This window comes from Bacillus cereus group sp. BfR-BA-01430 (assembly GCF_022663115.1).
Classification (GTDB): domain Bacteria; phylum Bacillota; class Bacilli; order Bacillales; family Bacillaceae_G; genus Bacillus_A; species Bacillus_A cereus_BD.
The window spans coordinates 59,203-82,839 of record NZ_JAKUEW010000001.1 but is presented as its reverse complement, the minus strand read 5'-3'; the positions used below and the strand labels follow the sequence as shown (position 1 = coordinate 82,839).

The window sequence follows — 23,637 nt, the reverse complement described above, 5'->3', positions numbered from 1 at the left end:
ACTACTGTAGCATTTGTAAAAATTTCTTTGTACGTTCTTCTTTCGGATTTGTAAATACTTCTTCTGGAGTTCCTTGTTCGACGATTACACCGCCGTCCATGAAAATCACTCGGTTCGCAATTTGATGAGCAAAGCGCATTTCGTGCGTGACAATCACCATTGTCATTCCTTCCTTTGCTAGTTCTTTCATTACTTTTAAAACCTCTTGAACAAGTTCAGGATCTAACGCTGATGTCGGTTCATCAAATAGTAGCACCTCCGGCTCCATCGCAAGCGCACGTGCAATCCCTACACGTTGCTGCTGACCACCTGAAAGCTGGAATGGATATAAATCCATCTTGTCACCAAGACCAACTTTTTTAAGAAAATATGCTGCTTTTTTCTTCGCTTCTTCTTTCCTCATCTTTTTCACTGTAACAAGCCCTTCCATTACATTTTGAAGCGCTGTGAAATGAGGAAATAAGTTATGATGTTGAAACACCATACCAGTTTGGATACGAAGATTGACGATATCCGTCTTTGTAACCTTTTTTGAGAAATCTAACTTTTTTTCACCAATGCGAATACTACCTGCACTCGGTGTTTCTAACACGTTCAAACAACGTAAAAATGTTGTTTTACCAGAACCAGACGGCCCAATAATGACAACAACTTCACCTTTTTCAACGGATAAATCTATATGCTTCAGTACGGTATTTTCACCGAAACTTTTTTGTAAATGTTGAATTGAAATCATAAAAATAAAAACTCCTTTTATGAAAGGATTATTTTAGTATATAGCGTTCCGTACGTTTTTCTAATATTTGTTGCACAATGGATAATAAGAAACAAATCACCCAATACATCAGTGCAGCTTCGAAATATACAATTAAAAACTCATAGTTCATCGCTGCAATTTCCTGTGCTTTTCGAAACATTTCTGTAACTAAGATTAAGGAAGCAAGTGATGTATCCTTCACTAAACTAATAAAAGTATTTGAAAGCGGCGGAATAGATACGCGTGTCGCTTGCGGTAAAATAATACGTTTTAACGCTTGCGTGTATGTCATCCCCATTGTGTAAGCTGCTTCCCATTGTCCTTTCGGAATAGACAAAATAGAAGCACGAATAATTTCAGATGCATATGCACCAACATTTAATGAAAATCCAATTACTGCTGCTGTATATGGATCAATTTCAATTTGTAAAGTTGGAAGACCATAGAAAATAAGAAACAATTGTACAAGAAGTGGTGTTCCGCGAATAATAGATACATAGATGCGAGCAATCCATTGTAATATACGACTAGTTGAAATACGTGCAAGTGCCGTCAAAGTTGCCAAAATAAGACCGATGATAAATGTTATAATCGTCAATGGAATTGTCGTAAAAATGGCTTCCTTCAGCATAGGCATGAAGGAAGCTTGCATAATATCCATCCACGTAGAGAAACGATCTAGGGTGAATACACTACTTAGATACATTTTCACCGAACCATTTTTTCGCTATTTTGTCATACGTACCATCTTTTTTCATATCTTCTAACGCTTTATTTACTTCTTGTACTAATTTATCGCTGCCTTTGCGGAATAAAAATCCACTTTGTGATGCTTCTTTTTCTGTATCTACAATTTTAATGTTCGCATCTTTTTTCGTTTCTAAATAGTTAAGTACTGATAACTTATCATTAATTGTGAAATCAACGCGTCCAGAATTTAATAATTCAGCAGCTTGGCTAAATCCTTCTACACCGACGATTTCTGCGCCATTTTTCTTAGCGATATCCGCGTAGTTACTTGTTAAAGATTGCGCCGCTTTTAATCCTTTCACATCAGTGAATGTAGCTGGCTTATCTTTATCTTTCGCAATAACTAACGCCGCTGAAGAAGAAACATATGGGTTAGAGAAATCGTATTTCTTTTGGCGGTCCTCGCGAATTCCTACTTCATTCGCTACCATATCGAAACGTTTTGCATCTAAACCTGCAAGCAAGCTATCCCATTGCGTTTCTTTAAATACAGGTTTTACACCTAAACGCTTTGCAACTTCTTCTGATAATTCAACGTCAAATCCAGTTAATTTATTGCTCGTATCATGGAATGTAAATGGTGGGTATGTACCTTCTGTACCAATTACAAGTTCACCGCTTTGTTTCATTTTTTGTAATGCATCTTGACTAGCTGTATCTTTTTTCTCTTCTTTGCCACAGCCTGCCACAATCCCAACTGCTAAAGTAGCTACCGCAAGCACTGAAAATAATTTCTTCATGATCTAATCCTCCAAGTATTCTGATAGGAATTTTAAAAAACTATATTGATTGTATGCAATCTTGAACAATTTTTCAATGAAAATGTTCGTCATTAGTGTATCCTTTTTCTTCATAATCAAACAAAAAACACATATTACACACAAAAAATAAGTAACATTTTTTAATATAGCATGAATGATAACGAAGGTAAAACAATACCTCTTCTCTCTATACAAAAAAATTTTCTTTTTCATCTAAAAAAGAAAAGGCAATACAAATAAGATATAAGATTTCTTCACCTCATACCGACCAATCGACAAAATCCGCCCCTTTTTCTCTACTAAAAAAGAGCTTACTACAGAAGCAAGCTCCTTCCACATATCATAAGGAATAGAAATCGTTATACACATTCTTTGAAATTTAACGCTTTATGCACTTTGACTTCCTTCTAATTGTGTTTTGTACATTTCATAATAGCGCCCTCGTTTTTTCATTAGTTCATCGTGCGAACCTTTTTCAAGAATTCGACCGCGATCTAGTACAATAATTTGATCTGCACTTTTAATCGTCGACAGGCGATGAGCAATAATGAAAGTCGTTCTTCCTTGTTTCACGACTTCTAATGCTCTTTGAATCATCGCTTCTGTTTCCGTATCAATACTAGAAGTTGCTTCATCTAAAATTAAAATAGCTGGATCAAAAGCTAATGCACGTGCAAATGATATTAATTGACGTTCCCCAGCCGAAAGCGTACTCCCTTTTTCCGTAATTTCTTCATCTATATGATTCGCAAATCGCTCAGCACCAACGTCTCGCAATGCTTTTATAATCCGCTCCTTTGAAATGTTTGGATTTTCTAAACTTACATTGGAAGCGACGGTTCCGCTAAATAAAAACGGATCTTGCAAGACAATTCCCATATGTTCACGAAGCGCCTGTTTTGGCATCTGTTTCACATCGTGACCATCAATCGTAAGCTTCCCTTTTTGAAACTCATAAAATTGAAACAGTACGTTCATAATCGAACTCTTTCCAGACCCAGTATGACCAACAAGCGCTACCGTCTCGCCTTGCCTTGCTTCAAAGGAAATGTTTTGTAACACTTCGTCTTTTCCATTATAAGAAAATGACACATGATCAAATTTCACATGTCCACATAAGCGCGGGATACGCTCTTCCTTGAGCGCTTCTCCTTTTTCCTCCAATAATTCAAAGACTCGCTCTGAAGCAACGCGCGCTTGTTCTAAGTTAGCAAGCTGGTTCACCATGTTCGTAATCGGTGAAAAAAGTCTTGTTAAATAATCAACAAATGCATATAAAACTCCTAAAGAAATCAGCCCGGCAGCGCTTAAAGAAGCTCCTCCAAAATACCAAATCACCCCTGTAAAGGCGATATTTCTTAATACACCGACTAAATTATGTGACGTTGCTGCATTTAAGTTTAAAATTTTATTTTGATATTTAAAATAATCCCCGTTTAATTGTTCAAACTCTTGTTGTGTTCCACGCTCTTGGCGGCATGCTTGAATCATCGTCATCCCTTGAATCGATTCATTGACCATTCCGTTAATATCAGATAAACGAGAGCGCATTTTATGATTGTATACAGAAGCATACTTTCGATAAAGAACCGCCCAAATGATTAAAATAGGGACAATAAGTAAACATAACAACGCTAATTTTATATCGAGTAAAAATAACGCTACGAAAATCCCAATCATATAAACGATACTCGAAGCAAATGTGGCAAGCACCGTTACATATAAATCCCGAATCGCCTCTGTATCATTCGTAACGCGAGAAACGATTTTTCCAGCTGGCAAATGATCAAAATAGCGAATCGGCAATGTTTGAATATGAGAAAAGACATCTTCTCTCATAATTTGAATAATTTTATTCGCTGCTTTCTGTAAGAAAAACTGCTTTCCATATGAAAATAAGGATACAACAACTAATAAAGCAAAGTATCCACCGCCAAGCAGTAGGAGCCTTTTTATTTCTGGCTTATAAAACGCGTATATTTCCTCTTTTGTTAATGGCTTCGCTTTATATACTTGCACCGCTTTCCCATTTTGAATGGTAATCATATTATCTTTTACAACGCGTGACCCTTCGAGGTTCATTTTGCTCGGTACAAAATAGTACTGAAACCCAACTTGAATAACGTGAACTTCTTTTCCTTTTTTCTCACCTTGTTGAAAGCGGTCGCTCCGCTTATAATAAGCACCGTTATAGAAAACGGTATCATCGCCCTTTCCTGTTTCATACCACGGCTTCTCTATTCCAACAATATGATCATCAATCATCGTCTTGGCAACGAAAGGACCGGCGAGCTCAGCAATAACAAAAATAAATAACATCGCTAGCGCTGCAAAAATCGTACCTTTCACCTTCATTGCATATTGAAATAATCGCTTGGAAATACTCATATTTTCACCCCACCTTCTACCGGTTTACCTTGCTGTCTTTCAAACTGCTTTCGATACCATCCTCCATTTTTGACAAGTTGTTCATGCGTTCCTTCTTCAATGACCTCACCATTATCCATAACAAGAATCCAATCCGCATGTTGCACAGCCGATAAACGGTGCGTCGTTATAATAGTCGTTTTTCCGCTTCTCTCCGTTCGAATATTTTCAATAATCGCCGCTTCTGTTCGTGCATCAACAGCCGATAATGAATCATCTAAAATTAAAATTTCTGGATTTTGAATCACAGCTCTTGCAATCGAAATTCGTTGTTTTTGTCCACCGGATAAAGAAACTCCCTTTTCTCCAACGAGCGTTTCTAAACCTTCAGGCAAAAATTCTAAATCCTTTTTAAACGCAGCAATTTCAATCGCCTTCCAAAGCTCCTCTTCGCTCGCTTCTCTATTTCCAAATAAAATATTCTCCCTTGCTGTTTTTGAAAATAAAATATGCTCTTGTGGTACATACCCAATCCAACTTCGTACTTTTTCAGTTGAAATTTGATCAAGCGGCACATTGGAAATAGTAATGTTTCCTTCTCCAAGTGGATATTCACGAAGAAGCTGTCGTACAATCGTCGTTTTCCCGCTTCCTGTTTTCCCAACAATTCCAAGCGTCTCTCCTTGTTGTAACGAAAACGATACTTGCTTTAAATTTACTTTTGTCGATGAAGGGTAGGAAAAAGATACATGATCAAATTGAATCTGTTTCGGTTGCTGAATGGTCTTTGGATTCTGTGGATTTTTCACATCAGGCTCATACGCTAACGTCTCATTCACGCGATCTAATGAAGCATTCCCGCGCTGCATCACATTAATTAATTCACCGATTGCAAACATCGGCCAAATCATCATTCCTAAATAGACGTTAAACGAAACGAGTTCACCTAGTGTGATTGTTGATTGAAACACAAGATATGCCCCGTACACTAAACCAATTAAGTAACTAAGACCAACAAGCATTTTCACAGTTGGCTGGAATAACGCATCAATTCGAGCTACGTTCATATTTTTTTCGTACACATCATCTCCTAAATGTTGAAACCGTTCTTGATCTGCCCTTTCTTGAACATACGCGCGAATCACACGCACACCAGCAATCGATTCGAGTACTTTATCGTTCATATCTCCGAAAGCATCTTGAGCAATTGTAAATCTCTCATGAAGTTTCTTTCCATATACATTCATCGCATATGCCATAATCGGAAGCGGGATAAGCGCCGCAAATGTAAGCTGCCAACTAATGGAAAACCCCATCATAAATACAATCGTGAGCATATATAAACTAGAATCAACGAGCGTTAAAATCCCGAAGCCAGCTGTGATGGAGATTGCTTTTAAATCATTCGTCGCTCGCGCCATTAAATCGCCTGTGCGATTTTTTTGATAAAAGGTTGGCGTCATTTTCAGCAAATGCCCCATAAATTTTGAACGCATCGTTTTCTCGAGTACAAAAGCCCCTCCAAATAATTGATGTTGCCAAATAAAGGTCAAAACATATCCACCGATTGTAACTCCAAATAAAACCCAAATATACGTAATAATTGTTCCATTTGTTAAAGATCCTGTTTTTATTTGATCTATCGTTAAACCAAGCACTTTCGGAGGAATAATCTCAACGATATTGACAATTAAAAGTGCTCCAATTGCAATGCTATACCTCTTCCAATGTTCTTTAAAAAACCATCTTAACTTTTGTAATACTGAAAACAAGGTAATCTCTCCCTTCTCATTCCCGCTTGACTGCCATCACTTTTACATGTAAAAAACCATACATCACATATTTTCACCTTCTCTTTTTTATAAAGTGAAACTTGAATCAATGGGGATCTCCATCCCCCCTCACCAATCGGACTGTTACTAGCGGGATACGAGCCATAAAACATATAGGAATCCCTCATTTAAAGACAAAAAAACGCATACCGCCGCTTGACGATATGCGAAAATGCATAAAAGCGTACGTTACGATATTACGCAACGCACGCTTTCAAAAAACAAAAAAAGCCTTATCTTTCCGTACGGGTTGCGCAATGATATGAATGTTTCTTTTCACCTTTTACTACAGTTAACTTCATCATATTTACCATTACAATCATCACGCACACCTCCTTCTTTTATTTTCCATTTTTAATTTTATAACTTGATGGACTTTTCTGTCAATTGTTTTTTCACTTAATCATACAATAACCTTCCATCACAAAAAGATGCAATCCAAATTTGTTATACAAATAAACTTGAAAGATACTGTATTGATATAACAATGACATGTTCTATATGCGACTTAAATAAAGAAAGAAATGTTGATAAAAAGGGGTTATAAAATATATTTCCAATAAGAAATCGTTTTCACAAACATTTTATTTGAAATATATTCTGAAACCACCTACAATCACCATATACTCACTCTTACAAGTTGCTATTTTAGGAGGACGAATCATGACAACTAGCAATACGTACAAATTTTATTTAAACGGAGAATGGAGAGAAAGCTCTTCTGGTCAAACAATTGACATTCTATCTCCGTACTTACACGAAGTAATCGGTAAAGTACAAGCAATTACTCGCGATGAAGTAGATGAAGCGATTGCATCTGCAAAAGAAGCCCAAAAAGATTGGGCAGAAGCATCTCTGCAAGATCGTGCAAAGTTTTTATATAAATGGGCTGATGAGCTTGTAAATATGCAAGATGAAATTGCTGACATCATTATGAAAGAAGTCGGTAAAGGATATAAAGATGCAAAAAAAGAAGTTGTTCGTACAGCTGACTTCATTCGTTACACGATTGAAGAAGCGCTACATATGCACGGAGAAAGTATGGCGGGCGATAGCTTCCCTGGCGGAACAAAATCGAAACTTGCGATTATCCAGCGCGCACCACTTGGCGTTGTATTAGCAATCGCACCATTTAACTACCCAGTAAACTTATCTGCTGCAAAACTTGCACCAGCATTAATGATGGGTAACGCTGTTATTTTCAAACCAGCAACTCAAGGTGCAATTAGCGGTATTAAAATGGTTGAAGCACTTCATAAAGCTGGCCTTCCAAAAGGTCTTGTAAACGTTGTAACAGGACGCGGTTCTGTAATTGGTGACTACTTAGTAGAACACGAAGGCATCAATATGGTATCGTTCACAGGTGGTACGAACACAGGTAAACATTTAGCGAAAAAAGCTTCAATGATTCCACTTGTATTAGAACTTGGTGGTAAAGACCCTGGTATCGTTCGTGAAGATGCTGACTTACAAGATGCTGCAAACCATATCGTAAGCGGTGCATTCTCTTACTCTGGTCAACGTTGTACAGCTATTAAACGTGTACTTGTACATGAAAACGTAGCGGACGAGCTTGTAAGCTTACTAAAAGAGAAAGTTGCTGCATTATCTGTTGGTTCTCCAGAACAAGATAGCACAATCGTTCCATTAATTGACGATAAATCAGCTGATTTCGTTCAAGGTTTAGTTGACGATGCAGTAGAAAAAGGCGCAACAATTATCATTGGTAACAAACGTGAGCGCAACTTAATCTATCCAACAATTATCGATAACGTAACAGAAGAAATGAAAGTGGCTTGGGAAGAACCATTTGGTCCAATCCTTCCAATCATCCGCGTTTCTTCTGATGAAGAAGCAATTGAAATTGCAAACAAATCTGAGTTTGGCTTACAAGCAAGTGTCTTCACAAAAGACATTAATAAAGCATTTGCAATTGCAAACAAAATCGATACTGGTTCTGTTCAAATTAACGGACGTACAGAACGCGGTCCTGACCACTTCCCATTCATCGGTGTGAAAGGCTCTGGTATGGGCGCACAAGGTATTCGCAAGAGCCTTGAGTCTATGACGCGTGAAAAAGTAACTGTCTTAAACTTAGTTTAATCTTATATGTAGAAGCCGATCTAGTTTTAGATCGGCTTCTTTTTTTATTCAAGGCTATTTTCGTAAACATCGTTGTTTTTTATAAAATGAAATTTTTATATGATTTATTGTATAATATATATAGAATTATTTTGCAGATTAGCCGGAGGTCATTTTATGAATTTGCTTCATATCTCTTTTGTCATATTGATAATGGCAGGATTATTATTGGTTGTTTATGGATTACAGAAAAAATCCCAATTATCAATGTTCTTTGGTGGGATAGCTTTCTTAGCGCCAATATTTTATTTCATTAGTTGGTCTCCCGCTTTACCTTTTGTTGCTCCGATGGCACTAGTCATTTCATTTCTTGGGAAGAAAAAAGGGAAAGCCGCTTAACCAGACTCTTTAAAGGGTCTATTTTTTATGCACACTTTACCATTTCAACTGTTTTATAATTACGCTGAAACAAGCATTTACCTATTTCGAGCCAACGGAATTAATAAAGATTGCTCTCCAAATATTTCACAGCAAACCGCTGAATACGCACTAGCCACTCTAATCACAAACTCTTCTCTATAATCTGATTATTACTATATCCATTGACGTATAAAAATTCATTTGTTACCCTTGTTATGTTAATTAAATACATAAATCCTCATTCGTATCTCGGTGAGGTAGAGGTTGCAATCATTAAGAGTATCATTTCAGGAGATGAAGTGGCATCGATGAATAAATGAGAAAGGAATGATTGCCGAAGTAAGATGTGTCCACTATGCACACTTGCTGGGTCTGCTATTTAATAAATGCAGAACTGTCACAAACAATTGTTTGTGGAGAGCTATCGAGAGGTATGTCGTGGGTTTCCTATAAGATAGAAAGCACGTGCGACGATTGTCCGTGCTTTTTTTGTTTTGTACGAAGCTTACCTTACTTCCTTTTTGGAAGACATACATATCTCCTTGCTTGACATGGTTATACTAACTTTGGAGGTATTTTTTATGCAACAGAAAAAATGGGGCTTTTGGGTACTAACAGCATTTGTTGTCGGCAATATGGTTGGCGCTGGTATTTTCATGGTGCCAAGTACATTAGCACAAACAGCAAGCCCTCTTGGTGTTACGTTAGCTTGGTTAACAACCGGATTCGGTGTTTTAATGTTAGCTCTTGTTTTTGGTAATTTAGCAATTCGTCGTCCTGATTTAACGACAGGACCACAAAGTCACGCATACGCTTTCTTCTCATCACCTAAGAAGAAAAAAATGGCTGGATTCAGCATGGTTTGGGGCTACTGGGTCGCAAACTGGGCGAGTAATGTTGCTATTATTACATCTTTTGCAGGTTATTTATCGCTTTTCTTCCCAATTATGAAAGATACACGACTATTATTTACAATCGGTACTTTCGATGTGGAAGTTGGAAAGCTCATTACATTTTCCATTTGTTCTTTCTTATTATGGGGAACACATATCATTTTAACAAACGGTGTAAGTGGAGCTGGAAAATTAAACTTCTTAGCAACAACAACAAAAGTAACAGGATTCCTTCTATTCATCATAGTAACTTTATTTGCATTCCAAGCTTCAAAGTTTGGACAATGGTACACACCAATTGTTGATAAAGAAGGTGTCTCGCATGGGCTACTTTCACAAGTAAACTTGGCAGCTCTAACAACGCTTTGGGCATTTATCGGCATTGAGTCTGCTGTTCTTTTATCAAACCGAGCGAAATCCCCAAGAACGGTGAAACATGCAACCGTAGCTGGATTATTAATCACAGTTGCAATTTATTTAGGAATTACCATTTTAACAATGGGTGTTCTTCACATGGATCAATTGCAAGTTTCAGAACGTCCGTTAGCTGATGCATTAAATGCCGCTATGGGTCACGGCGGAGGAAAATTAATGGCGCTTCTTGCCCTTACTTCTCTCTTCGGTTCCATTTTAGGCTGGATTTTATTAAGCTCAGAAGTACCTTATCAAGCAGCAAAAGAAGGTTTCTTTCCTTCCTTCTTTGCAAAAACAAATAAAAAAGGAAGTCCAATTTATTCACTAAGACTGACAAATGTTATGTCACAAGTTTTCTTATTCTCAACATTATCAGGCACAATCGCTGAAGCTTATACATTCGTTATTACTGTATCAACACTAGCTTACCTCATTCCCTATCTCGTTTCACCAATCTTCCAGTTAAAACTAGTCGCAACTGGTGAAACATATAAAAATGAAATGCGGGCAAGAATTACAGATGGCATAGTCGCAGTTATCGCACTTTGCTATGCACTATGGGTGATTAAAACAGGCGCTTCTGATTTAAAAACATTCCTTCTCGGAATTGGTTTATTCGTAGTCGGCTTTGTCTTCTATCCATTAATGAATCGCGATACAAAACAAAATAAAAACGAGCAAGTTGCCTAAAGCAATTTGCTCGTTTTTATTTTCACCTTATAATAGAAATAGAGGTGAAAAACATGTCAATCGAATCGCTATGGAGCAGCCGCTTCCAACAACATATTCAAAATATCATTACATACTTTGCACGTATGATTAACGGTTTACTATATAGCTTTATCTTTATTTCATGCGTTGGTGCATACTATTATGCTCAGTTTCTAAAAACATCTCCTTCTAAAGGACTATCTTTCATACTCATAACGGCTGTACTTACCTTTATGATAACGAGATGCCCAATCCGCACATTGATTCAACGACCTGATGCTGTTTATTTGCTTGCACTAGAAGAGAAATTAACATCTTATTTCAAAAAGGCGCTTCTATATAATTACATCATTCAGCTTTTCCCGCTACTATTTACGTTCCTTATTCTCGTGCCACTTGCTATGCAATCATTACAATTAACTGTACCTTTCTTATGTACAATCTTTATTGTTTTAATGATTACGAAAGCATGGAACATGTACATACACTGGGCGTGGCGTGATCATGATGAAAAAAACATATGGCTGATCATTCGCATAGCTTGTAACGCCCTTATCATTTACATGCTGTTTTATACAGCAAATGTAATCGTATTAGGCGGATCGCTCTTACTTCTCGCTTTCCTACTTCTATATACGAAAAAACAACCTACAAAACGAATACCGTGGGAATACATCATTGAGCAAGAAGAAAAATTAGATGTTCGCTTTTATCAATTTGCTAGCATCTTCACCGATGTGCCTCAGTTAAAAAAACAAGTACATAAAAGAAAATGGCTTACCAGTTGGATCGAACCTTTCTTACATAAAAAACAAGCAACTTTCTTTTATTTAAATACGCTATCATTTTTACGCGGCAATGATTATTTCGGTATATATATTCGCTTAGGGCTGATTGGTGCCTTCACCTTATACTTTATACCAAACATATATGCAAAAGGCGCTATCACTTACGTCGTCCTCTATATGATTTCTATGCAGCTTCGTTCCCTTTGGAAATATTTTCCGGGAAATATTATTGTAGCATTGTATCCGATTCCTACTGAAGAAAGAATGAAGCAATTTCTTAGCTTAATTTCCATATTAATAAGTATTCAATTCGTAGTTTTTTCAGCTGTTATACTTGTTGCTACAGGACAATTTTTGCATAGCCTTATCATTATGATTATCGGATTACTTTGGATCAAATTTATTATTGTACCAAAAACGAAAAAACGAATTACTTCATTTTAATTCCAAAAGCAGATTTCAATGACTAAAAGCCACGGAGAAAATACATTTCCTCTGTGGCTTTTGTTATACGAGAATAGACGGAATGCCCGCACTCGATTTCTACTTTCCCTTTTCTCTTGACGTAAATTGGTGCTCCTTCGTCAAACAAAAGACTTTTCTTTGCTCTCATTTTTCCTTCTTCATACACTAGGTTATTTCTGTTTTTTCTTAAGCTTACTTTACCTAATGTATGATCGTTTTACATATAAAAACCGTAATACATGTTTACACCCCAATAAAAAGGGTATCTATTAAATTAACAGAGTAAAGGAGGGATCAATGTTGTGAATAAAAAAACCGAGCAATTAGAAGACCATATTATCGATAATCAACGCAAACATGCTTTAACAACAAACCAAGGGCTAAAAATAGCCGAGGATGAATTCTCTTTAAAGTCGGGCTTAAGAGGTCCAACCTTAATGGAGGATTTCCACTTTCGCGAGAAAATGACTCATTTTGATCATGAACGAATTCCAGAAAGAATTGTTCATGCACGCGGCGTTGGCGCACATGGTTATTTTCAACTTTATGAATCCTTAGAAGCATATACGAAAGCGGATTTCCTTACTGACCCTTCAAAAAAAACACCTGTATTTGTACGATTCTCGACCGTTCAGGGATCTAAAGGTTCCAATGACACAGTAAGAGATGTGCGCGGATTTGCCACAAAATTTTATACAGATGAGGGTAACTATGATTTAGTGGGTAATAATATACCCGTATTCTTTATTCAAGATGCTATTAAATTTCCTGACTTTGTCCATGCCGTTAAACCGGAACCGCATACTGACATTCCGCAAGGAGCTAGCGCTCATGATACATTTTGGGATTTTATTGCGCAGAATCCCGAGTCCACTCATATGGTTATGTGGCAGATGAGTGACCGCGCCATTCCGCGCAGTTTACGAATGATGGAAGGTTTTGGGGTTCATACATTTCGACTTATTAACAAAGAAGGAAGAGCCCATTTCGTAAAATTTCACTGGAAGCCTACCCTCGGGGTTCATTCATTAGTATGGGATGAAGCGCAAAGGATTGCTGGGAAAAATCCTGATTTCCATCGTCAAGATTTATACGAAGCAATTGAAAAGGGAGATTATCCTGAATGGGAGCTTGGAGTACAGTTGATTCCCGAAGAAGATGAGCATACATTTGATTTTGATATTTTAGATCCAACGAAGTTATGGCCGGAAGAAGAAGTTCCCGTAAAACTAGTTGGTAAAATGACATTGAACAAAAATGTTGATAACTTCTTTGCCGAAACGGAACAGGTAGCATTTCACCCTGGACATGTCGTACCAGGTATTGATTTTTCAAATGACCCTCTTTTGCAAGGAAGATTATTCTCCTATACAGATACACAATTATCTCGTTTAGGAGGCCCTAATTTTCACCAAATTCCTATTAATCAGCCTGTATGTCCGTTTCATAATAATCAGCGTGACGGTATGCATCAGATGAAGATTCATCGCGGACAAACGAGCTATCACCGCAATGGCTTAAATGACAATCAACCAGCGACCGTCCCGGCCGAACAGGGAGGATATGAACATTATCAAGAAAAGATTGATGGGCATAAAATCAGAGGTCGTAGTACAAGCTTCCTTGACTTTTATTCTCAGGCTAAACTTTTCTACAATAGCATGAGCCCGATCGAAAAGCAGCACATAAAAGAAGCATTTTGCTTTGAAGTTGGAAAATGTAAATCTGACATGGTGAAGGCAAATGTAATTGCTCTTCTGAATCACGTTGATCGTCAATTAGCACAGGAAATAGCTGCTGTTGTTGGAGCTCCTTTGCCTAAGGAAAATCACGAAATACATTCGGATGCAAAATCACCTGCACTCAGTATGGCCAATACTATTTCTAAAGCTGCTTCCAAAAATGTTGCAATTCTATTAAATGGTGAAATAAGCGTATCCCTTCTGTCCGAATGGATTCAAGCTTTTGCACAGCACCGAATGAACTATAGCATCGTAGATCAGAAAGTTTATCATTTTAATGATTCCATTAAAGTAACGGATACTTATACAACAACAGATCCCTCCCTTTTTGATGCAGTATTAGTGTTTAGTAGTGAGCCTGTCATTCAAACACCTGTTTTACAATTTGCAGAAACTACTTTTAAACATTTTAAACCGATAGCCCATCTCGTAAGTAATCCTCTTGCTTTAGATGATTGTATGTTTAAACTGGATGGGGCGGGAGTTTACAACTTAAAAGACACTACGGTGGAATCGTTTATAGAAGGCATTGCTCAAGGACGATTTTGGAACCGATAAGAAAAAGACATCGTTTTATCATTTCACATTATTATAAATTAAGGAGCTGATCGCAATGGGTAAAAAAATTGCTATTTTATTAACGGATTATTTCGAGGATACAGAATACACAGAGCCGGTAAAATCTTTTCGTGAAAAAGGTTATGAATTAACAACGATTGAAACGGAAAAAGGAAAAACGGTACACGGTAAACAAGGAAAGAGTGAAGTCGTAATTGATAAAAGTATTGATGAGGTTTCTCCAGAGAACTTTGATGCTCTATTCATACCGGGTGGATTTTCCCCAGATATACTTCGTGCAGACGAGCGTTTTGTTCGCTTTAGCAAAGCGTTTATGGATGCGAAAAAACCTGTTTTGGCTATTTGTCACGGGCCCCAGCTTCTCATCACTGCAGAAGCACTTGAAGGTCGTGATGTGACTGGATATAAATCCATTGAAGTTGATTTAAAAAATGCCGGTGGAAATTTTCATGACAAAGAAGTAGTCGTATGCCAAAATCAACTAGTCACAAGTAGACAACCGGAAGACATCCCAGCGTTTATTGAAGAATCATTGCGTATATTAGGATAGGTGCTTTCGTTCACCTCGTTTATTTACATGAAAAATAAATTTAACCAGTGGGGATTTTGTTCATCCCCACTGGTTATTATTTCATATTCATCGGACAGTCTAACTCCCGCCAATATCCCTCTTCTCTCCCCCTAAAATTTTTCATCACTATTCATCGGCATTTATCATATAGTGAAAATGACTATACAATTCGTATCCATAAGTGAAATAACGATTTTGCACATACAAAATAAAAAAGGGGAGCCTTATTATGAATAACACTCCACCTTCAACACCCGAAAACACCTCAGAAAACAATAGCCGTGACATTACATTGCAAACATTACGTGTCATCGGACTCATCGTCCTCATTAGTGGTTATATTCTTGTAACTCTCTCAGAAGTAGGTGAACTGAAAGTCTTATTAACAAATCCGAATCGCAATCTTGACTTAGCTGAAGTTGACCCGTTTTAATAATGATTTATAAGAACGGAAAGAGAATAAGAAAAAGATTTTCTTTCAACTTGAAACTCGAATCAATCTAAATACAAAATATCTCTAAAGAAAATCCTCCAAATTTGGGGGATTTTCTTTTACTTGATGACGGATGTTGGAATAACAATTCATTTATGATTTTTCGATATCCCCGATCGGCAACACTGTAGAATATTTAATTTCACGGAGCGCTAAACTTGTCTGTATTTTTGTAATGCCAAGCTTATTTAACTTTCTAATAAAATGTTCTAATTCTTTGCGATCTCGATTGGCTACTTTTAGCAAGTAATCGTATTCCCCTGTTAAACAATGACACTCTAACACTTCTGGCATCGATTGTAATTCCGTTTCTAACACTTCTAGCTTTTCTGCTTGATGAATATTTGTACTCATAAAAATAAAGCATAACAGATCAAACCCAAGTTTTTCTTGATTTAAAATTGCGACTTGTTTATCAATAAATCCTTCATTCTCCAGTCTTTTAATGCGCGCATGCATTGCCGATGGTGATAAATTTACACGTCGCGCTAATTCCGCATTACTTACTTGCGATTCCTTTTGTAAAATATCAAGTATTTGTACATCTAAATCATCCAATACCTTAATAACGGAAGACTCCATCAAACTCCCCCTTTTTCCTTACCGATGATTCTTCGAAAAAACACATCATAACTATATGAAATACGAATCTTTTTTCGTTAAACAGATGATTGACAAAATATTTTATTGAATTTTCACCATTATACAAAAGAATATATTAGATTTGAAGAAAAAATGCTAAAATGATTTACAATTCATTCTTATTTTGTAAAAGGGGTTTGAGGTCATGCCTTATTTTTATGTTTTTTTATTATTACTCACAAGCTTATTATGGGGAGGAAATTTCGTCGTTGGAAAATCACTTGTTGATTATGCTTCGCCAATGACACTTACAAGTTTAAGGTGGATCATCGCGATTGTTTGTTTATTACCGGTTGTATGGCTGAAAGAAAAGAAACTCCTCCCGCCGCGTGCTGCTCTTCTGCCGTTAGTGCTGATGGGAATTACAGGAGTTGCTCTTTTTAATATTTTTCAATTTTTAGCACTTGAGAACACATCCGCTACGAATGTTGGGCTCATCTCAACATTAAATGCGATTTCAATCGCCTTATTTTCCGCTTTATTTTTAAAAGAAAAGATCAATATGCTTCAAATTCTTTCTATGCTTCTATCTTTTATTGGTGTTCTTCTCGTTCTATCAAAAGGGGATGTTTCCATTTTATTTTCGTTACATTTCAATAGTGGAGATGTATGGATGATTGCTGCCGTTTGTATTTGGGGCATCTACTCCGTTTGTAGTAAATGGGCAACGAAAACAATATCACCCATGCTAGCAACTTTCTATTCGGGAATTTTCGGTGTTATCCTATTATTACCTTTTCATATCCGTACATTTACTGTGACGAAGATCGATGCTTCCTTTCTGACTTCTTTGCTTTACACTGGGCTTATTTCCACTGTCATCTGCATGGTCCTTTGGAATATTAGCGTGCAAAAATTAGGAGCGACAACGTCGGGAATCTTCTTAAATTTCAACCCTATTTTCACTGCTATATTAGCATTCCTTTTCTTAGGCGAAGCGTTAACATGGGTTCAAGTGTTAGGAACAGCAATTGTTATCACAGGTTGTTATTTATTTTCTCATTTTAAAACCGCTATCTTGCAGCCGCGCGCACCACTTGCGCGCAATCATTAAAGAAAACGCCGTGATATTACGGCGTTTTTTTCGCTCTTATCAGTTTCCATTTTTGCCCTGCCTTCACGTAAGATAATAGCGGAATATCCTCCTTCACTATCTTTCCGGCAACATTCACTTTTTCATCTTCTGGTAAATCGTGAAGAGTGATTTGTAATTCGCCTGCATATCGGCCATATAATTCGTTATCAATTGTAATACTTCCGCGCTTTCGTTCCACTGTATTATCTGCTCGTAATATAGCTGGATTTTCTTCTCTTGATTCTACAGAACGAATGACATCACGTGCTGGATCAAACCGATTCGTATGCACTCTTTCTATCCTCTCTACTATCTTCTTCTCATTTATACAAGGTGTATAACGAATGGGAATCACGCCTTTTTCTGCACATACAATGTCTTGTAAACTTTGCAAACTCCCACTTATATCCCCGATTAACACTTTATCTACACCACATTCTTGTACACATTCTAAATATGCCTCAAGCGGCCGCATATATCGGTGTTTTTCCAACGTTGGCAGCCCTTCATATAACGGGCCCCGTTTTTCACCATCACCAGGAATAAAAGCCATCGTTTTCATACCATATTGATGTAAATCGTGATTTCGCTTTTGTAAAAACGATTTTGCTAATCCCGTTTCCGGACGCGGGTAAAAGTTGTGCCACGCTTCTACAGAATCGACTCTTATATTCTCCTTACAAAGTTCTTGCCAAAAAGATGGTGTGATTGTACTTGCATTTAATGCAACTTTCATCTTACGGGATATATGAGCAATTTGCTTTGGTTCTATCCCATAATCCATACGTAAACCTGTAATTCCCCAGCCTAGTAGCTCTTCTACATTTTCATATGAAGTGCCTAAATGGTGTAATGATTTTGAAGATACATCTACCATTAATTCCATTTCATATTTTTGCGCCTGTCTTCCAAGTATTTGTATGAGTTCTTTATACGTATTAGGATCATCTTCTGGTATATGAAGAGATGTGAAAATAGATGAAAATCCATTTTCCTTCGCTACTTTTAGCCACTCTTCTTGTTTCTCCACTCGCTCTTTTGAAAGATAAATTGAAACTCCTAGCATATAAATCTTCCTTTCTATTAATAGAAAAAGAGAAAGGAATCCCTTTCTCTATATATTTTCTGCCATTTCTTCTTTAAATCCGAAGAAATACGTAAAAATAAAACCGAAAACGTAAGCGATTACTAAGCCAAGAAAATAGAGTAAATATTTATTATCGGCAATGAGCGGAATTAACGATACCCCTGATACGCCGATTCCAAGTGAAGCCGTTTTCATAACTGCTTGAAAAGCACCGCCAACAGCCGCTCCTAAACAAGCTGTAATAAATGGTTTCCCAAGCGGTAATGTCACCCCGTATAATAACGGTTCACCAATCCCTAAAAATCCAACTGGCAATCCCCCTTTAATGACATTGCGAAGGCGTTTATTTTTTGTTTTCACATAGATTGCAAGCGCTGCCCCTACTTGCCCAGCTCCTGCCATTGCCAAAACTGGTAATAATGGCGTTACATGTGTTTGATTAATAAATTCCATGTGAATCGGTGTAAGTCCGTGATGTAATCCGACCATAACGAGCGGTAAGAATGTTCCTGCAAGCACCGCACCTGCAAGAGCTCCTCCAATATTTAAAATCGCATTTATTCCACTTGTAATTCCATCGGATAATAGTCCCGCAACTGGCTGAATAGCTAGCATCGTTACTAAACTAACAACTAATACTGTAACGAGCGGCGTCACTATAATATCAATAGCATTTGGAACCGCTTTTCGAACTTGTCTTTCTACAATAACCATGAGCCATGCTGCAAAGATTACGGCAAATAAACCACCGCGCCCCGGTACTAACGCTTCACCAAATATTTTCACATTTGCCATAGCCGGGTTGAAAATTAAAATACCCGCGATGGCGCCGAGAACTGGTGTACCACCAAATTCTTTCGCTGTATTCCAGCCCACCAAAATCCCTAAAAATGTAAAGATACCGCCGCCAATTAAAAGTAGAATTTGCAGCCACGTCGCATTTGGATCTGCCCCTGCATTTTTAGCGAAATTCGCAACCCCATTTATAATACCTGAAGCAACAAGGCCAGGAATTAACGGAATAAAAATACTTCCTATTTTTCGCAAAAAGTTTTTCACTGGTGTATTATTTTTCTTCTTAATGGCCGATTTCATTTCTTGCCCAATGTCTTCAAGATTGTTATCATGGGCCACTTCTCCTATTCGTAGCCCTGTTAACACTTCCATTTCAGCCGCTACTTTATTGACAGTTCCCGGTCCAACGACAACTTGCAATGTTTCATCTTCAATAACGCCCATTACACCGTCAACTTTTTTCAATTGATCCATATTCACTTTACTTTCGTCACGAAGTGTAAGACGTAATCTCGTCATACAATGTGCAATGCTGCGTATATTTTGTATTCCCCCAAGTTGCTCTGTAATTTCATTTGCCATTCGCTGTTCTTTCTTCATGGTAGAATCTCCCCCTCCCCATTTCTATAGCGTCTTCTTCACAAATCCTTTTGCATCTTTTAATTTTTCAAGTGCTTCCCCATATTCACACTGTAGTAATATCATAACGATTGCTGCTTTCACATTCCGATTTGCCTTTTCGTAATATGCCTCTGCATCCTTGTAATCTACCTCTGTTGCTTCCATAATAATTCGTTTAGAACGTTCCACTAATTTTTGATTGGTTGATTGAACATCGACCATTAAGTTTTTATATACCTTTCCTATACCAATCATCGAAGCCGTTGAAATCATATTGAGCACTAACTTTTGAGCCGTTCCCGCTTTTAACCGTGTCGATCCAGTTAGCACTTCAGCACCCGTTTCTACTTCTACACTCACTTGTGCTAACTTACTCATTTCAGCCCCTTTATTACAAGAAATACTCGCTGTCTTTGCCCCAACATAATTTGCATATTTTAATCCACCAATGACATATGGTGTGCGACCACTCGCCGCAATTCCAATCACTGTATCTTTATCATTTAACTGAATCCCTTTTAAATCTTCCATCGCCAATTCTTCGCGATCCTCTGCACCTTCTACCGCCTTAGTAAACGCTTTCATTCCTCCGGCTATAAATCCTTGTACTTGTCTCTCGTCTGTACCAAATGTAGGAGGACACTCAACAGCATCTAAAATACCTAATCTGCCACTTGTTCCAGCACCGATATAAATTAAGCGTCCACCATTTTGAAAAGATGAAATTACATTTCGAACGATTTTTTCAATTTGTTCAATCTCATTGTGTACTGCTATTGCGACTTTACGATCTTCTTGATTCATCGCCTCTAAAATCTCTTTTATACTCATTTCATCTAAATTCATCGTGTTTTCATTCCGATGCTCTGTCGATAAACGCTCTAACATTCTTTCACCTTCTTTGAAATTTTATTTCACACTTTTATTATATAACTAAGAAATTCAAAATCAACACTCCCCATTCATTTTATGATATTTCATTTTTATTCATGACGAAATTGTGTCTTTCTCATATAAAAAAAGAGCCCATCCAAAAGAACAGGCTCTTCGTTCATTTAAATTTCTTTCAATACTTGAATCCCTTTTACAATATTCCAAATGAAATAGTAAATACTTACGATCCCCGCAATTACAAATGTAGCGATAACAGCAATACCAACTGCACCATCATTTGCTGAACTTAGTCCAAATGCACCGGACATTACAAAGCCTATGAATACAACTGCATACGGTATAAAATGTGTCCATAAAGCTTTCTTTGCATGATATTTCACTTCTTCTTCTGCAACAAAATAAATAATGATTGGAAGAAGAAATGGTGCAAAAAAGATACTAAAGTAACTTAAAGAAGCTAATATATGATTTCCGTTCATTTCTTTCACCTCAAAAAATAGAATGATTTCTTATGTCCTTATTATTTCATAAGAACAATCATAAAACTATTTAAAAACCTTACGTAAAGATGACAATTATGTAAGATTTCGCGAGGGGAATTTTGCTGCTCATAAAGAGGCCAGCAAGTACTGTATGTAAAGTTTCACTTTAACTTTCTTAACCGAACTGCTTCCGCTCTCGTTTCCATAAAGCGATCCAACACTTGATCGCCCATCCGATTAAATGTAATGACATATAATGCATCAATGATATTTAATTGTGTCATTCGCGACGCAATACTTGCAATGCGGTAATCTTGCTCTACATCTGGGATGCAAAGATGTATATCAGCTTCTTTATATAACGGCGATAATTGGTCAAGTTTCGTAATCGCAATAACAGTTACTCCTTGTTTTTTCGCATATTGCGCCATTTCTAATACATCTTTTGTGCGTCCCGATGTTGAAATAGCAACAAAGACATCGCCTGTCTTTAAATTCGTAATAAGCGGAAGCATCATGTGGAAATCAGAAAGCATCATCGCTGTAAACCCAAGTCTTGTAAATTTATATGCTCCATCCATTGCTGGTGCAGCGGATCCACCAACTCCGTAAAATAATATCGTTCCCGCCTTTAAAATAGCATCTGCTGCTTTTTCTAACTCTTTTTTATCAATTGCTGTCACACTTGCCTCAATGGCAGCCTTATTCACATATGTCACTTTATTAAACAAATCAAACGGACCATCTGCTGTATTTAGCACGGAAAAATCATTAATATTATAATCGGCAATCGTTAATTCACGAACAAGCGCTAATTTAAATGCTTTAAAGCTGCCAATGCCAATCGTTTTACAAAAGCGCACGACACTTGCTTCACTAGCTCCCGCATTATGAGACACTTCTTTCGTCGTTAAATTTGGAACAATTTCAGCATGTTCCATAATATACTGAGCGACCTTTTTTTCAGCGGGGGAGAATTGATCCATATCATTTTCAATTTTAAATAATAGTGTTGATGCCTTCACTGGTCATCCTCCATTCCTTCCTCTTATTTTTATTGTAGCTTAATCACCACTTTCATTCCATCCTACTCACCATATATGAGCCTTTTTTCAAATATATCGTATATCGACCAACCAACAAATTCGTCAAATCACCGCTACTAAAAATGTAAAAAAAGAGCCCGTCCAGTAGCACAGGCCCTTCCTTTTAGACAAAATATTTCTTTAACAATGGCGGTGTAATAATCGTCGTTAATATAACAACAATGACGATTGCGGTAAAGTTCTCTTTTGCTAATAAATTTGCGGTTAATCCATTTGCCGCGATAATAAGTGCTACTTCTCCGCGTGACACCATACCAGCTCCAATACTAATCGAGGATTTTAAATGAAATCCTGTTAATCTTGCTCCTAGTCCTGATCCAACTAACTTTGTCAAGATTGCAATGATCGTCATCAAAATGATAAACCAAATTTGGCTTCCAATCCCTTGAAATGTAATTTCCATTCCGATACTAACAAAAAAGACTGGTACAAAAATAGCATAGGCAATCGGTTCAATTTTATGTTCTACTTCATGCTTATATGTTGTTTGCGATATGGCAATTCCGGCTGCAAAAGCTCCGATAATCCCGGCAATCCCCATTTGTTCACTATAATAAGCAAATGAAAAACAAATAATAAGTGCTGCACTAATTAATGCTTCTGATACACGAAGCGGCACTAACATACGCATAATCCACGGAACGACTTTCCATCCAATTCCAATAATACTAATAAAAAAGATGACTTTTTTAGCAATTATAAGCGTAATGTTTACATCTTGTGTCCCTAAAAAACTCATAACAAAGGCTAATAAAATGACAACAATGACATCGTCAAAGACGGCAGCTCCGAGAATGGTTGTGCTCTCCCTCGTATTCATTTTCCCTAAATCCCGCAATGTTTGAACAGAAATACTGACGGAAGTTGCACAAAGTAATAATCCTAAGAAAATGGCATGCGACTGCATCATTCCAAACGCAATTCCCGCTAAATAGCCACCGAGAAAAGGAAAAATAATGCCGCCGATTGCAACTGCAAATGATGATTTTAAATTACGATTTAGTTCTTCTAAGTCTGTTTCTAACCCTGCCATAAACATAAGGAGTAACACACCAATTTCGCTTAGTTCATCAATGAGTTCTGAACTATCAATAATCCCTAAAACGGCCGGGCCAATAATAATACCAATAATTAATTTTCCTAATACAGATGGTTGACCAAGTCTCACACTAATGTCACCAGCTAGTTTTGTACAAAGTAAAATAACAACGAGTTCAAAGTAAAACAGCATAGCATCTTCTCCTACTTCATAGAATACGTCTATTCCTAACGGTAGTCTCTGCTTATTGATGCCATTTTATTTGTTACAT

Annotated in this window: 20 protein-coding genes and 1 riboswitch; of the genes, 8 read left to right on the top strand and 12 right to left on the bottom strand. The window is 37.2% G+C overall.

The genetic code is table 11. The features are described 5' to 3' along the window. Window position 1: 1 nt before the first annotated feature. The 5 genes from MR058_RS00520 to MR058_RS00500 form a co-directional block, all read right to left on the bottom strand. A complete protein-coding gene (locus MR058_RS00520) occupies window positions 2-736 on the bottom strand; it encodes an amino acid ABC transporter ATP-binding protein (RefSeq protein WP_242141883.1) in 735 nt (244 codons plus the stop codon). A 28-nt stretch (window positions 737-764) separates the two neighbouring features. Then, window positions 765-1,463 carry an amino acid ABC transporter permease gene (locus MR058_RS00515; RefSeq protein WP_242142805.1) on the bottom strand — a complete coding sequence of 233 codons (699 nt, stop codon included), beginning with the start codon at window positions 1,461-1,463 and terminating at the stop codon, window positions 765-767. Continuing rightward, window positions 1,450-2,247, bottom strand: coding sequence for an amino acid ABC transporter substrate-binding protein (locus MR058_RS00510; protein WP_242141881.1), 798 nt, complete (start codon window positions 2,245-2,247; stop codon window positions 1,450-1,452). Before MR058_RS00510 ends, MR058_RS00515 begins: the two co-directional genes overlap by 14 nt. Window positions 2,248-2,655: 408 nt before the next feature. Further along, the gene (locus tag MR058_RS00505) at window positions 2,656-4,656 is read right to left on the bottom strand and encodes an ABC transporter ATP-binding protein (RefSeq protein ID WP_242141879.1); all 2,001 of its coding nucleotides are present in this window, start codon (window positions 4,654-4,656) and stop codon (window positions 2,656-2,658) included. Next, complete coding sequence (locus tag MR058_RS00500; RefSeq protein ID WP_242141877.1) at window positions 4,653-6,407, bottom strand: ABC transporter ATP-binding protein; 1,755 nt, start codon at window positions 6,405-6,407, stop codon at window positions 4,653-4,655. Before MR058_RS00500 ends, MR058_RS00505 begins: the two co-directional genes overlap by 4 nt. Window positions 6,408-7,130: 723 nt before the next feature. Here MR058_RS00500 and gapN point away from each other — a divergent pair. From gapN to MR058_RS00465, 7 genes are all read left to right on the top strand, one after another. Beyond that, window positions 7,131-8,570, top strand: coding sequence for an NADP-dependent glyceraldehyde-3-phosphate dehydrogenase (gene gapN, locus MR058_RS00495; RefSeq protein WP_242141875.1), 1,440 nt, complete (start codon window positions 7,131-7,133; stop codon window positions 8,568-8,570). Between the two features lie 192 nt (window positions 8,571-8,762). Beyond that, window positions 8,763-8,948, top strand: coding sequence for a hypothetical protein (locus MR058_RS00490; protein WP_242141874.1), 186 nt, complete (start codon window positions 8,763-8,765; stop codon window positions 8,946-8,948). A gap of 271 nt (window positions 8,949-9,219) precedes the next feature. Beyond that, a riboswitch (Lysine riboswitch) is annotated at window positions 9,220-9,401 on the top strand. A 149-nt stretch (window positions 9,402-9,550) separates the two neighbouring features. Then, window positions 9,551-10,966 carry an amino acid permease gene (locus MR058_RS00485; protein WP_242141872.1) on the top strand — a complete coding sequence of 472 codons (1,416 nt, stop codon included), beginning with the start codon at window positions 9,551-9,553 and terminating at the stop codon, window positions 10,964-10,966. A gap of 53 nt (window positions 10,967-11,019) precedes the next feature. Beyond that, window positions 11,020-12,219: an ABC transporter permease gene (locus MR058_RS00480; protein WP_242141870.1), complete on the top strand. Its 1,200-nt coding sequence runs from the start codon at window positions 11,020-11,022 to the stop codon at window positions 12,217-12,219. 323 nt (window positions 12,220-12,542) lie between these two features. Next, window positions 12,543-14,540 carry a catalase gene (locus MR058_RS00475; protein ID WP_242141868.1) on the top strand — a complete coding sequence of 666 codons (1,998 nt, stop codon included), beginning with the start codon at window positions 12,543-12,545 and terminating at the stop codon, window positions 14,538-14,540. Between the two features lie 55 nt (window positions 14,541-14,595). After that, window positions 14,596-15,111, top strand: coding sequence for a type 1 glutamine amidotransferase domain-containing protein (locus MR058_RS00470; protein WP_242141866.1), 516 nt, complete (start codon window positions 14,596-14,598; stop codon window positions 15,109-15,111). Between the two features lie 250 nt (window positions 15,112-15,361). Then, window positions 15,362-15,565: a hypothetical protein gene (locus MR058_RS00465; protein ID WP_242141865.1), complete on the top strand. Its 204-nt coding sequence runs from the start codon at window positions 15,362-15,364 to the stop codon at window positions 15,563-15,565. Between the two features lie 153 nt (window positions 15,566-15,718). Here MR058_RS00465 and MR058_RS00460 read toward each other — a convergent pair whose 3' ends face one another. Continuing rightward, a complete protein-coding gene (locus tag MR058_RS00460; protein ID WP_242141863.1) occupies window positions 15,719-16,207 on the bottom strand; it encodes an Lrp/AsnC family transcriptional regulator in 489 nt (162 codons plus the stop codon). Between the two features lie 205 nt (window positions 16,208-16,412). Here MR058_RS00460 and MR058_RS00455 point away from each other — a divergent pair, with 205 nt between their 5' ends. Continuing rightward, window positions 16,413-17,321 carry a DMT family transporter gene (locus MR058_RS00455; protein WP_242141861.1) on the top strand — a complete coding sequence of 303 codons (909 nt, stop codon included), beginning with the start codon at window positions 16,413-16,415 and terminating at the stop codon, window positions 17,319-17,321. A gap of 16 nt (window positions 17,322-17,337) precedes the next feature. On the opposite strand, the gene MR058_RS00450 is transcribed toward MR058_RS00455, so the two are convergent. The 6 genes from MR058_RS00450 to MR058_RS00425 all read right to left on the bottom strand — a co-directional run bounded on the left by MR058_RS00450 (window position 17,338) and on the right by MR058_RS00425 (window position 23,558). Next, the gene (locus tag MR058_RS00450) at window positions 17,338-18,408 is read right to left on the bottom strand and encodes a DUF871 domain-containing protein (RefSeq protein WP_242141859.1); all 1,071 of its coding nucleotides are present in this window, start codon (window positions 18,406-18,408) and stop codon (window positions 17,338-17,340) included. A gap of 48 nt (window positions 18,409-18,456) precedes the next feature. Beyond that, the gene (locus MR058_RS00445) at window positions 18,457-19,824 is read right to left on the bottom strand and encodes a PTS transporter subunit EIIC (RefSeq protein WP_242141857.1); all 1,368 of its coding nucleotides are present in this window, start codon (window positions 19,822-19,824) and stop codon (window positions 18,457-18,459) included. A 24-nt stretch (window positions 19,825-19,848) separates the two neighbouring features. Continuing rightward, window positions 19,849-20,733 (bottom strand): N-acetylmuramic acid 6-phosphate etherase, encoded by an 885-nt coding sequence (murQ, locus tag MR058_RS00440; protein ID WP_242141855.1) that lies wholly within the window; start codon window positions 20,731-20,733, stop codon window positions 19,849-19,851. 167 nt (window positions 20,734-20,900) lie between these two features. Continuing rightward, window positions 20,901-21,218: a magnetosome magnetite crystal formation protein family gene (locus MR058_RS00435; RefSeq protein ID WP_242141853.1), complete on the bottom strand. Its 318-nt coding sequence runs from the start codon at window positions 21,216-21,218 to the stop codon at window positions 20,901-20,903. A gap of 164 nt (window positions 21,219-21,382) precedes the next feature. Then, on the bottom strand, window positions 21,383-22,246 hold the full coding sequence (locus MR058_RS00430; RefSeq protein ID WP_242141851.1) for a MurR/RpiR family transcriptional regulator: 864 nt from the start codon (window positions 22,244-22,246) through the stop codon (window positions 21,383-21,385). 184 nt (window positions 22,247-22,430) lie between these two features. After that, window positions 22,431-23,558, bottom strand: a complete 1,128-nt coding sequence (locus MR058_RS00425; protein WP_242141849.1) for a cation:proton antiporter — start codon at window positions 23,556-23,558, stop codon at window positions 22,431-22,433. Between the last annotated feature and the right edge of the window lie 79 nt (window positions 23,559-23,637).